Raw genomic sequence first — 11,930 nt, forward strand, 5'->3', positions numbered from 1 at the left:
CGGCACTGTTCACTTGAAGGGGATAATTTGTTTAACTCGAAAATTTCATGGTCTCATATTCATTTCCGCTGCTTAACAATCCGAATTTACTTGGCGGGCTCGGCGGAGTTAAGCTTTACTTTGACGGATTTATAGCCGGTGAGATCGCCTTTGCCTGCCGTTTCGAACGTGGTGGCCGAGACGCTGTCTCCCGTGGCTCCGGTGCCTGTGCCTTTTACAGCGGCAGTGCCCAGCTCCCGGCCTTCCGCATCATAAAACTGGAGAGTCGCGTCGAAGCGGAGCGTGCCCGGTTTCTTCACGCCGATCCAGCCGCTGACTTTGGTGAAACCGTCTTGTTTGATCAGCTTCAGCGTTCCGATTCCCAGTGTGCCGCTCTCGTCGGAGACCGACAAATTCGGAGGAACGGGGAGCGGATGCGGCACGGGTCCGGCTTGAAGCGAAGCGAAGGCATAGCCGCTTACATTGTGATCGGCAACCGCTTTGAAGGGCTTGATTTGATCGCCTTCAGCCGTAAACTTGGTCTTAAGCGGGGCTTGGCCCAGCGGTTTTCCTTGAGCGTCAAAAAACAGGATAGTTCCCTCCACGTCCACTTCCGAGCCGGGCTCAATGCTGTTCCGCGCTTGCGCCATGCGGTCCCAGTGGTCCTGGCCTATGTAAAGCTGTCCTTCCACCGTGCTTGCGGCGGCGTCGGATACTTTCAGATGGCCGGCGCGGATGGTGCTGTCCATAGTGGTCACGTTGAACCCGTTATCGATGGAAATGGTGTTTGTTTTGCCTTCGTATGCGACTACGGCGCCAAGACTTTCCGCCGCGAAGCGGATCGGCACGTAAGCGTGTCCGTCCACGTTTAATGTTTTATAGTCGTCAGGTAATGTTTTCGACTCGCCGTTTACCTGATATTTTGCGGGAAAAAGCACGGCTTGTATCGTATTGCCCGCATAAGCTACCGTAGAAACGGACACAATCGCTCCGACGGCAAAACCGATTACATATTTTTTCATGACAGACAGCTCTCCTTATGGTTCCTATTGGAAGATTTCTCTATATTTAGAACGGATGAAAATTTCTGAATGTTGCAGCAGGGCCGCAAAAAGCTGCGAAATTTAAGAACGCGCATGCAGTGAACGGATGCAAACCCGTACAACGACTAAACTGTTTGCCGTTTATGCGTCGAATAATGCCTACAAGCGCAAAAAAAGACCACGCGAATATTTCGCGTAGTCTTTTTTATCCTGAAATTCAGGTTAGCTTACGGTTATGCCCGTTTGCTTCCCATAGAACGCAGGATGAGGCTTACGATGAATACCAGTACGATACCACCGATCAAAGCAGGGAAGAAGTAGAAACCTCCGACTTCAGGACCCCAGTTGCCAAGCAGCAGACCGCCGAGCCATGCACCCAAGAAACCTGCGATAATGTTGCCGATAATGCCGCCGGGAATATCTTTACCGATAATCATGCCGGCTAACCAACCGATGATACCACCGATAATTAAGGACCATAAGAAACTCATCTAGATTACCTCCTAAATGTTTATGTTTTAGTTTGTGTTACGTGGTTGCTTAGTATTAACCTCATTGCTTTTTCTTTAATCAGGTTTGCAAAAGTTACCTCAAAAAATGTTTTCCGAAAAGAATTGGAAAATAACTTGCACTTGGAAATTGCCTATGGTAAGATGAAGTCAATCGAGTATTTGAAACCTGGAATTCACTTATTATAAAGGGTTATCATTTGTGAGATGGAGCCTTTTATAATATGTGAATTTTTATTTGCTTCAAGAGTAAAAAGAACATGTTAAATTTAAATTTCTAGGAGGTACCACACATGCAAACTGGTACAGTTAAATGGTTCAACGCTGAAAAAGGCTTTGGTTTTATCGAAGTTGAAGGCGGCAACGATGTATTCGTACACTTCTCCGCAATCCAAGGCGAAGGCTTCAAGTCCCTGGACGAAGGCCAACGCGTTGAGTTCAACGTAGTTCAAGGCAACCGCGGACCGCAAGCTGAGAACGTTGTTAAGCTGTAATATCAGCTAAACGAGAGAAGCTGTTCACAACCTTATGTTGTGGACAGCTTCTTTGTTTTATCCCGGCAATTGCTGGGACGTTATTTGATTCTGCCGATGGACAAACTGACTTTATAATTGCCGTACTTGAGTAAATCGTCGAGAAAGGCATTGAGATCTTCGTTGTTTCCGACCTGCACACGCAGCCAGTAACAGCCTTCCCCGCTTACGCGGTGGGCTTCCAGAATGCGGGAGTCCCGGGAGGCGAACGTTTGCAGGTCGCCGTGAGCGTTTTGGGATTTCAGAAATACCGTGACCATGGCATGCACCGCAAGGCCGAGCTTCTCCGGATTCCATTTGAGGGTCCGTCCTTCGATGATACCCCAATCCTCCAGCTTCCGGATTCTTGCGCCTACCGCCTGGCCTGTCAAATGAACTTTGAGGCCGATTTCTTTATTCGAGCGGGTCGCGTCCTCCAGCAGGTACTGCAAAATCATGTGATCCGTCTCATCAATGCCGAACATGTCCATCCGCCCTCCGAATACTTTCATGGTGAAAAAGGGATAACCTCAGATCTTTCACGGGGTCCTTTCCGGAGCCGCTTCTCTTTTTATAAAATTGTATCAAATGCTCCTATAAAAAGATATTGGCGATTACGGAGGCGATTTTATGAAAATCCGGTTGATACGAAACGCAACGCTGTGGCTGGAATACGGAGGCCGGCACATTCTGGTGGACCCGATGCTGAGTGCGGCCGAGGCCAATCCGGCGATCCCGAACACGGCCAACGACCGGCGTAATCCGCTCGTGCCGCTCCCGGTGCCGGCGGAAGAACTGCTGGAGCCGGACCTGGTGCTGGTCACGCATCTGCACCGCGACCACTGGGACGGGGAAGCCGCCGCGAGGCTGCCCAAGGGAACGCCCGTCCTTTGCCAGCCGGGGGACGCGGAGACGCTTGCGGGGCAGGGCTTCACGGCTGCGGCGGCCGTTGAAGAGGAGACGGCCTGGGGCGGCCTGCACATCGCGCGCACATCCGGCCGGCACGGAACCGGCGACATCGGCGCCGCGATGGGTCCCGTATCGGGCTTCGTGCTCCGCGCGGAAGGGGAGCCGGCGGTATACATCGCCGGCGATACGATCTACTGCGCCGAAGTGGTGGAGGCGCTGGAGAGACATCGACCTGCGGTAACGGTCGTGAACGCGGGAGGGGCCGTTTTCACGACCGGCGATCCGATCACGATGACGGCCGATGACGTGGTCTCCGTTTGCCGCAAGGCGCCGCAAACGCGGGTGATCGCCGTGCACATGGAGGCGATCAACCACTGTCTCCTGACGCGCGAGGCTCTTCTCGCGCGCCTGGAGCAGGAGGGGCTGTCGGCACGGACCGATGTTCCGGCGGACGGGCAGTGGCTTGAGATCGCGGCGAGGCACTAAAAAGAAGGCTCCGGTCTAAATGGCCGGAACCTTCTTTGTTTTTGCCGTTTTTTGCGAACAGGGCGAGCAGCAGGCGCCAGCCGTGACAATCGGCATCATGCGTGTTTTTCTTCGGCGATGCCTTTTTACAAATACGGCAGAATAACGCTTAGCAAGAAAAGCCGGAAAAGCAGGATGAAGCCGCGACGACGTGAACCGCATTGTCGCTCCCATTAAGCCACAATCCAAATCGAGCTGCAGGGGGAGTCAATTATTGAAGGGCTGAAGAAACAGGCATTCATTCCATCCTTAATGCCCGTTACCGGGCTGTAAAGGTATACCGGTACGTGGAGAATGTGCCCGATGTGTAGTAGTTGTCGAGCTTTTTTTTCTCGCCCGGCGCAAGGATGACGTTGTCATAGGATTTTTCATGAACGACTTGTCCCTGGGCATCATAGGTAGTGAAGGTCAGGCTGCCCTGGAACGTATACGAGGAACTATAGTTCCCGGCATACACCCGGATATCGTAGGTATCGCCGTCATCTTCAAAAGCGCCCGCGGCAACGGCCAGACGGTCGATATCTTCCCGGACCTCGGACTTGTTCACCCGGTCCTGGTAATGCCGGTCGAGCTCCGAACGCATCGATTCGTCGATTTTATGGGCTCCGTGGGTGATGGCAGCGATCGGAATGGTCGAAACGACATACAAAAGGAGCACGGCTCCGCCGCCGCTGCGGAGGATCGTCCGCTTGTCGTAACCGCCCGCGATGAGGGCGATCCAGGCGATGAGAATAAGACCGAGCGTAATCAAATGCCACTTTGAAATAAACATATCGGCATACAGGCTCATAAGGGGGCCTCCTCTTCTTCGTTAAGACCGAACTGTCTCCGGAGCCACCAGACCATCCCGAAGGGAAGCCAGATCGTCAAGGGCAGCAGGATCGTCGCGCCGATAGCCGTGCTGTAAAATTCTCCTCCGGCCCCGGTATCCGTCAGAGGCATGACAGCGCCGATGAGCACCCACCCGATAAAGGCGGTGATCATAAACCGGCCGGCATGCCAGAAGGTCAAGCGGTCGGCCATGACGAAGTAGGAAGCCGCAGCGGCCAGGAAGCAGCCGATGCAAATCCACATGTTATCCTGGGATACCCGGCCGTCGACAACGAAACCGGTCAGCACGTACAGGGCGGCGAACAGCAGCGCGAAGATCACGACAGTGGACATGCGCGGCTTCCTTGAGCTTTCCCGCCCCGGCCCTTGGCCGGAGCCGTTCTCTCTGACGGCCGCTCCTCCGCGATAAAACGGCCGCTGAGGCTGAAGCCGGGTGCTTGCCGACCGTGGAGCTTCGGAGCCTCCCGGGCTTACCGCCGCGGCTTCCTGTCCCGCGCGTTCCCGCTCGCCGCGCTTGCGGCCGAGCTCGTAGAGCAGGTTGTCGAGCCGCTTCTTGAAGCCCTTTCTTTCGATGTCGAAAGGAGCGGTATCGAGGGGCTCCCGAAGGGCGGATAGCTGCTCGGCTTCCGTCTTCCGCTCCAGCAGAAGATCCGTCACCCAAATTTCGACAGCTCCCCGCTGTTTGAGGTGCTTCAGCCATTTTTTCATATCCGGCAGTTCGTAGAAAGGAACTTTCAGTATCCGCTCCCGTGCATCTCTCCGGTAACGGACATACAGCATGGGAAGCAGGTGGAAGACGGACTGGCTTTCGAACCACCTCGTCTTTTTGTAAGCGTAATGGTACTGAGCGACATAGTACGCTATGTATACCCGGTCCGCTTCATCCAGGCGGACGGAGCCTTCTTCTTTTTCGCCATACTCATAATGCAGGTAGCGGATTTCGTCTTTATACAGACTGTAGCGGTCCAGGTGCCGGTTTTTCCAGACATAAGCCTTTAACGTGAGGATGGAGAACCGGATGAGCCACAGGCCCGGAGCAATAAGAAGGAGCGACAAGTAGGCCCAGAAATGACGGAAAGTGACGGCCAGGTACACCGGACCGGTCGCGAGTGCAAGAGCCAGCAGCAAGAGCAGAGTCAGAGCCTCGAAAGTTAGAATCCAGTAAAAAGGCTCCATGCGCCGGCCGGAGCGTTCATGAATCAAAGACGGATTTGTAAGATGTTCCTCTGTTCGCACAAGTGTAAGCCTCCTCGGTGGCAGGAATGGAATGAAGTTACGTAAAAGTTTCTAGTACGAGGAAGTGTTTTTATGGTTTCATTGGAAGAAATATTCCAGCGTATAGACTTCTGAGTTGCCATACCCTTTCTAGAAGCTATTGAAACAGGAAATATACGAGTTTGTCCGAATAAACCGCGAAGGGGAAATTTCGATGGCTGTTTTACGACCTTATTTGTACAGTGAAAATGCAAGGGAACAGGGAGAGTTCTATGCCCGGGCCTTGAAAGGGGAGATTGTAAGCATCCAAACCTTCGGGGAGGCACCCGCCCAATACGGACAGGACCCCGACCGGGTGATGCATCTGGTGTTGAAGGCCTGCGGATTAACGTTTTACATGGCGGACAGCGACCGGGTGGAGAGGGGCAACGGACTGGACCTTACGCTTGAATTCGTCACCGATGCCGAAGCGGAGGGGGTCTTCTCCGCATTGTCGGAGGGCGGCAAAGTCCTGATGCCGCTGCAGCGGATGTTCTGGGGGACGATGTTCGGCCGCATCGAGGATGCCTACGGCGTTCGTTGGCAGATTGCGACGGAGTCTATAGTTAATCAGGTCGAGGCTTGACAGGAAAACTAAAGTCAGCTAGACTAACTTATATAACAAGGTAGTTATCAGGTTAAAACTCCTTGTTTTCTTTCTAGGCTACTATATTGTAATACAAGTTAGTTGTGGAGGAATAAGGGCGGATTGAGGGGATGATTTACATTTCTACGTATACGCAGATGTTAAAGGGGATCTTGGAAGGGTGTATTCTCGCCATCATCTCGCAAAGTGAAGTCTATGGTTACGAACTGTCCCGAAAGCTTCAGGAAAGCGGGTTCGACTATGTCAGCGAAGGAAGCATTTATCCGCTGCTGCTCCGCATGCAGAAGGAGAAATGGATTGAGGGCTATATGAAGGCCGACTCACGCTCCGGAGGCCCTCCAAGGAAATATTACCGGCTTACGGAGGATGGCGGGGAGGTACTGGCTCAGTTCCGCGGCAACTGGAGCGCAATGAAGCGGAGTGTGGATCACATTTTAGAAGGGGGCAATCTCGATGAAAACAAGTCAGATGGTTGTTGAAAATGCCAGGCTGCAGCAGCAGCTCAATGAGGAGAATAACAAGTATTACGGAGACATGCTTGTTTATATCCGGACGAGTGATATCGATGAGAGACAGGGGGAAGAGCTGCTCCTTGAAATGCTTCAGCACTTGCTGCAGGCGCAGAAGGAAGGGCGCAGCGCCCGCGTCGTATTCGGAACCGATCCTCTCGCATACTGCAGGGACATTGTTTCCCAGCTGCCTTCTCGGGGCGGGTCGGAGCGGTTCCGCATGGTTGTTATGATCCCCTGGATCACCCTTACCTGGATGTTCTTGGCCTACGCCGTTACCGGCTTTATAGCGATAATGGCGGGTGCGGGGATCGGACGAATGAACGAAGTCAGCTTGGCTTTTCTGCTTATTGTCGCCGTTGACTCTATCCTCTGGGTGAAGCTGGTTCTTGCTCTTATGAATAAAACCGCCTTTAACGGGAGCGAGCGTAAATTTCGTCTGCTTTTCCTGCTGCTGTACATCGTAAGTATCGGAGCCGTGACGGCTGCCGGGCTGCTGTTAAAGCCTTATCTGCCTGTCTTTACCGTATCGCCCTGGATTTCCTTGTTGATTTTTGCGGCCGGATTTGCCGGACAGAAAGTGATGTTTGGAAGCAGGGGAAAAAGGGGAGGAGCGGGGGCTGCGGGATAGATTCCGTTCTCGGGATGAAATAAACCATAACGGAGCTGCCTGTGTCAAGGACAATTTCGTTATTTCTTTAGTAAAAAAATGGTCTGTAAGCGTTGACATAACCCATTCCAGCCTTTATGATATGAAATAAGTTAATAATTTGTGACGGAGATGTGGAGATTCACGTAAGTTGTAAGGTCCCGGCGGCCTTGCAATTTATGTGAATCTTTTTTCTGTCGGATTATAACGGCTATCCTTCGCTTTACCCGGTACGCTCTTCCGAAGAGAACTGCCGACGGTGAAACCGGGAACCAGTTCAAGCTGCAGATGAACCTCCGGACGGATAGGTATAAAGCACGATTGAGAGAGAGGGGTATGCCGCTTGCCAAGTCATGAAAGCGTTTTATCGAAAAAGAAAAGATGGCGGGAAAACGTGCTTGCGTATTTCTTTCTGGCGCCATCCCTGATTATTTTCGCCACCTTTTTGTTCTACCCGATGCTGAGATCGGTATACCTGAGCATGACGCTCACCGATCCGAGGGGGCGTGTCGCTGAATTTGTATGGTTTGATAACTTCGTCGATTTGTTCCAGTCGGGCCAGTTTTATTCCGATCTGAAAGTGACGCTGCTCTTTATTTTATATACCGTACCGACTAGTATTATCTGGGCCCTGCTTCTGGCAGCCATTACACACAACAAGCTGAAAGGGATGAAAATATTCCAGTTCGTATTTTCCCTGCCCCTCGTCATTTCGGTAGGTACGGGCTCGATCATCTGGCTGCTCCTGTTTCATCCTACGGCCGGCATGCTCAACTACTTCCTGAGCCTGGTTCACATCCAGGCCATCCCGTGGCTGACCGATCCCGCCTGGGCGCTGATTTCCGTCTCCCTTATGACCGTCTGGATGAACATGGGCTTCCTGTTTATCGTTCTGTCCAGCGGCATGCAAGGGGTGCCGGAGGAAATTTACGAGAGCGCCAAAATCGACGGATCGGGTCCGGTGCGCACCTTTCTCCAGATCGTTCTGCCGCTGTTGTCCCCGACGCTGTTCTTTGCTCTTATCGTATCGGTAATCGGAGCGTTCCAGGCGTTCGGACAAATTAACATCCTGACTAAGGGCGGGCCGATGGATTCGACGAATGTCGTCGTTTACTCCATCTATCAGGAAGCCTTCGTCAACTTCCGTTTCGGAACGGGAAGCGCCGAGGCGCTCATTCTCTTCTTTATCATTCTGATATTGACCGTTCTGCAGTTTACGGTTCTGGAAAAGAAGGTGCATTATCAATGATCGCACGGAGACTGAACAACACGCTGCTCTATCTGCTTCTTATCGTGCTGGCCCTGGTGGTCCTGTACCCGCTTCTGTTCACGGTGTTCTCTTCGTTCATGACGGAGCAGGAGGTTTCCAAATTCCCGCCGGCGCTTGTGCCCAGCCAGCTTTACTGGGGAAATTTTAAAGCCGCTATCGACAACGTTCCGGTCTTCCAGTTCATCTTGAACAGCTTTATCGTGTCGTCCGCGATTATGGTCAGCCAGGTAATTACATCCGCCATGGCGGCCTATGCGTTCTCTTTCTTGAATTTTACCGGTAAAAACGCCCTGTTCATGGTTTTCCTGGCGACCATGATGATCCCGTGGGAAGTTACCATCATCCCGAACTACCTGACGATTAAGTCCTGGGGATGGATGGACAGTTATCCGGGGCTGATCGTGCCTTTCATGGCGGCGGCTTTCGGGGTGTTCCTGCTCCGCCAGTTTTTCCTTCAGCTGCCGCACGAACTGTTCGATGCGGCGAAAATCGACGGATGCGGGCACTGGCGGAATTTCTTCTCCATCGTGCTGCCGCTTTCCAAGCCGGCCTTGTCCACGCTTGCCGTCTATGAGTTCCTGACGCACTGGAACAGCTACCTCTGGCCTTTGCTCATTACGAACAAGGTGTCCATGCGGACCGTTCAAATCGGCGTCGCCATGCTCCAGCATGCGGAAGTCATGTCGTGGAACATGATTCTCGCAGGTATCACCATCGTCCTTCTGCCGTCCTTCCTGCTGCTTGCGCTGGGCGTCAAACAGCTCGTAAGAGGCATTACGGCCGGGGCGGTCAAAGGCTGACGCAAGCTTCACTCTGATGTCTAATCTGCCGCCGGTTTCCGGCGGCGGATGATTCATAAATAAAAACAAACCAATCTTGTTTAACTAGGGGGAAGAAATAGCTATGAATAAAAAAGGAATGGCTGCTTCTTTATTGACGGCTGTTATGCTCGTTTCCGCCGGCTGCGGCGCATCGGATACCGGTACGGGAGACAAAGGAAGCGCGGACGGCGGCTCCGGCAGCGGACCGAAGAAAGTCGTCTTCTGGCACGCCATGGGCGGAGCCAACACGAAAGTCGTCGACCAGCTCGTGGCCGATTACAACGCTTCCCAAGACAAAATTAAAGTGGAAGCGGTATTCCAAGGCTCCTACGACGACCTGCTCAGCAAGCTGAAAGCTTCGATGGGCACGAAAGAGGGCCCGTCCGTCGTGCAAATGTACGAAATCGGAAGCCGCTTCATGATCGATTCCAAGATGGTCACCCCTATGCAAAATTTCATAGATGCGGACAAATACGATCTGACGCAGCTGGAGCCGAACATTACCGGCTACTACACGTTTAACGACAAGCTGTTCTCCATGCCGTTCAATACGTCCAATCCGGTTCTCTACTATAATAAGGACTTGTTTAAAGCGGCCGGACTCGATCCGGAAAAACCGCCGGTAACCTACGAGGAATTCCAGAAAGCGGCGGAAGCCATTTCGAAGACGGGCAAGGCGACCGGCGGCAACTTCGCGATTTACGGCTGGTTTATGGAGCAGTTTTTCGCCAATCAAGGCGCTGAATACATCAACAACGGCAACGGCCGCAAAGAGATGGCGACCCAGTCGCTCGTCAATTCCGAAGCGGGCGTCCAGACGCTCACCTGGTGGAAGAACATGGTGGACAGCAAAGCGCTGAACAACCTCGGCCGCAAAACCGATGATTCGAAGAAAGCCTTCTCCGCCGGCCAAGTCGGCATGATTCTCGATTCCACGGCAGCCCTGAAGGGCCTTGTGGACAGCTCCAAAGGCAAGTTCGAAGTCGGAACCGGCTTCCTGCCGAAACCGGCTAACGCCAAAGACGGAGGCGTCGTTGTAGGCGGAGCGAGCCTGTGGATCATGAACGACCGTGCGGAAGACGAGCAGAAAGCGACCTGGGACTTCATCAAGTTCCTGACTTCGCCCAAAGAGCAGGCGTACTGGCACATCAACACCGGCTACTTCCCGATCACGAAGAAGGCGTACGACGAGCAGAGCGTCAAGGACAACATGAAAAACTTCCCGCAGTTCCAGACCGCTGTCGATCAGCTGCACCAGACGAAGCTGAACACGGCTACCCAGGGCGCCGTTATGGGCGTATTCCCGGAAGCCAGACAGATTGTCGAAGGGGCGATCGAGGAAGTGCTCAACAACAAGAAGTCTCCGAAGGAGGCCTTGGATGCGGCCGCGAAAGACATTACATCGAAGATCGAGAAGTACAACAAAACCGTGAAGTAAAAAGACGGGATAAAATCCGGGCGATTTCCAATTGTTTGTTAAAAACAGGCCGGAATTCCGTTGACAGATGCAGCGGACCGAACTATGATAGGGTACAAGTAAATACTATGTGACGGAGAACAGGAGACTCACATAAGTTGCTTGTCTAGCGACAGGTGGCTTATGTGTTTTTTCTATTCGGCGCCGGCAGTTTAACGATTTTGTAAAACCGTATGGAAACGCCTGCGAAAGGATATTTTATCCGGGAAAGAGAAGTACACTTAGGAAGACGGCCGGAATACGTCCGGGATTCGCACCACAACGACGCTTCGGAGGGAGTAGGGAATTTATCATGACAGCTAACAAACCGATGATTATCGCGCATCGCGGTGCCAAAGGGATGGCGCCCGAAAATACGCTCGGCGCTTTTAAGCTTGGGCTTGAGCAGGGCTGCGAGGGCATTGAGCTTGACGTCCATCTGTCCGCCGACGGTGAATTGATCGTGATCCATGACCATACGCTGGACCGGACCACGGACAGACAGGGAGCCATCGCGGAGAAAACGCTGGCCGAGATTAAAGAAGCCGATGCGGGCGCCTGGTACTCGGAAGCCTACAAAGGGGAGAAAGTGCCCACTTTGGGGGAAGTATTCGATCTGGTTCCCGACTCGATCATGATCAATGTCGAGATCAAGGCGCCCGGTAACGGCATGGAACAGAAGCTGGCGGATTTTCTGAACGAACGCGGGCGGATCGACAACGTGGTGACTTCTTCTTTCGATCACAAATGCCTCAGACGCCTCAAGCTGATCGAGCCCAAGGCGAAAATCGGTCTGCTGTATGCCAACAACCTGCTTGACCCGACCGCTTACGCGCGCAGCTTCGATGTGGAAGTGTATTCCCTGCATCCCCATTACAAGGCGATTGACGCGGAAGACGTCGTGAAGGCGGTAGAGAACGGACTCCAAGTGTATCCGTACACGGCGAACGAAATCCAAGATTTAAAAGAATTGACGGACAAAGGGGTGTCCGGGATCATCACCAACTATCCCGGCCGACTGAAAGATTTGCTCCAAGGCGGAGCGGCGGAGTGAGC

General features: G+C 53.0%; 14 protein-coding genes. 9 read left to right on the forward strand and 5 right to left on the reverse strand.

Going from position 1 to position 11,930, the window contains the following annotated elements; all coding sequences use genetic code 11:
* Positions 1-86 precede the first annotated feature (86 nt).
* Positions 87-1,001, reverse strand: a complete 915-nt coding sequence (locus C4S74_RS12035; protein WP_103995569.1) for a stalk domain-containing protein — start codon at positions 999-1,001, stop codon at positions 87-89.
* A gap of 254 nt (positions 1,002-1,255) precedes the next feature.
* Entirely contained in the window at positions 1,256-1,513 is a 258-nt protein-coding gene (locus C4S74_RS12040; protein ID WP_009675854.1) for a GlsB/YeaQ/YmgE family stress response membrane protein, read from the reverse strand.
* Between the two features lie 311 nt (positions 1,514-1,824).
* On the opposite strand from C4S74_RS12040, the gene C4S74_RS12045 reads away from it, so the two are divergent.
* Positions 1,825-2,025: a cold-shock protein gene (locus C4S74_RS12045; RefSeq protein WP_016423690.1), complete on the forward strand. Its 201-nt coding sequence runs from the start codon at positions 1,825-1,827 to the stop codon at positions 2,023-2,025.
* An 80-nt stretch (positions 2,026-2,105) separates the two neighbouring features.
* Here the strand turns inward: C4S74_RS12045 and C4S74_RS12050 are convergent, their stop codons facing one another.
* On the reverse strand, positions 2,106-2,528 hold the full coding sequence (locus C4S74_RS12050; protein WP_103995570.1) for an Lrp/AsnC family transcriptional regulator: 423 nt from the start codon (positions 2,526-2,528) through the stop codon (positions 2,106-2,108).
* A gap of 145 nt (positions 2,529-2,673) precedes the next feature.
* Here C4S74_RS12050 and C4S74_RS12055 point away from each other — a divergent pair, with 145 nt between their 5' ends.
* Complete coding sequence (locus C4S74_RS12055; protein ID WP_103995571.1) at positions 2,674-3,438, forward strand: MBL fold metallo-hydrolase; 765 nt, start codon at positions 2,674-2,676, stop codon at positions 3,436-3,438.
* 298 nt (positions 3,439-3,736) lie between these two features.
* On the opposite strand, the gene C4S74_RS26985 is transcribed toward C4S74_RS12055, so the two are convergent.
* Both C4S74_RS26985 and C4S74_RS12065 read right to left on the reverse strand, forming a co-directional pair.
* Positions 3,737-4,267: a hypothetical protein gene (locus C4S74_RS26985; RefSeq protein ID WP_258042465.1), complete on the reverse strand. Its 531-nt coding sequence runs from the start codon at positions 4,265-4,267 to the stop codon at positions 3,737-3,739.
* The gene (locus C4S74_RS12065; protein WP_103995572.1) at positions 4,264-5,544 is read right to left on the reverse strand and encodes a hypothetical protein; all 1,281 of its coding nucleotides are present in this window, start codon (positions 5,542-5,544) and stop codon (positions 4,264-4,266) included. The genes C4S74_RS26985 and C4S74_RS12065 overlap by 4 nt, the downstream gene beginning before the upstream one ends.
* Before the next feature lie 193 nt (positions 5,545-5,737).
* Between C4S74_RS12065 and C4S74_RS12070 the strand changes: the two genes are divergently transcribed.
* The 7 genes from C4S74_RS12070 (at position 5,738) to C4S74_RS12100 (ending at position 11,928) form a co-directional block, all read left to right on the forward strand.
* A complete protein-coding gene (locus C4S74_RS12070; protein ID WP_103995573.1) occupies positions 5,738-6,148 on the forward strand; it encodes a VOC family protein in 411 nt (136 codons plus the stop codon).
* Positions 6,149-6,306: 158 nt separating this feature from the next.
* A complete protein-coding gene (locus C4S74_RS12075; protein ID WP_181024395.1) occupies positions 6,307-6,648 on the forward strand; it encodes a PadR family transcriptional regulator in 342 nt (113 codons plus the stop codon).
* The gene (locus C4S74_RS12080; RefSeq protein WP_103995575.1) at positions 6,623-7,309 is read left to right on the forward strand and encodes a DUF1129 family protein; all 687 of its coding nucleotides are present in this window, start codon (positions 6,623-6,625) and stop codon (positions 7,307-7,309) included. Before C4S74_RS12075 ends, C4S74_RS12080 begins: the two co-directional genes overlap by 26 nt.
* Positions 7,310-7,670: 361 nt before the next feature.
* Complete coding sequence (locus C4S74_RS12085; protein WP_103995576.1) at positions 7,671-8,576, forward strand: carbohydrate ABC transporter permease; 906 nt, start codon at positions 7,671-7,673, stop codon at positions 8,574-8,576.
* Complete coding sequence (locus tag C4S74_RS12090) at positions 8,573-9,397, forward strand: carbohydrate ABC transporter permease (protein WP_042231327.1); 825 nt, start codon at positions 8,573-8,575, stop codon at positions 9,395-9,397. The genes C4S74_RS12085 and C4S74_RS12090 overlap by 4 nt, the downstream gene beginning before the upstream one ends.
* A gap of 103 nt (positions 9,398-9,500) precedes the next feature.
* Entirely contained in the window at positions 9,501-10,856 is a 1,356-nt protein-coding gene (locus C4S74_RS12095) for an ABC transporter substrate-binding protein (RefSeq protein WP_103995577.1), read from the forward strand.
* 331 nt (positions 10,857-11,187) lie between these two features.
* A complete protein-coding gene (locus C4S74_RS12100) occupies positions 11,188-11,928 on the forward strand; it encodes a glycerophosphodiester phosphodiesterase (protein WP_103995578.1) in 741 nt (246 codons plus the stop codon).
* Positions 11,929-11,930 lie beyond the last annotated feature (2 nt).

Origin of the sequence: Paenibacillus sp. UNC499MF (genome assembly GCF_900107975.1) — a bacterium.
Lineage (GTDB): Bacteria > Bacillota > Bacilli > Paenibacillales > NBRC-103111 > Paenibacillus_F.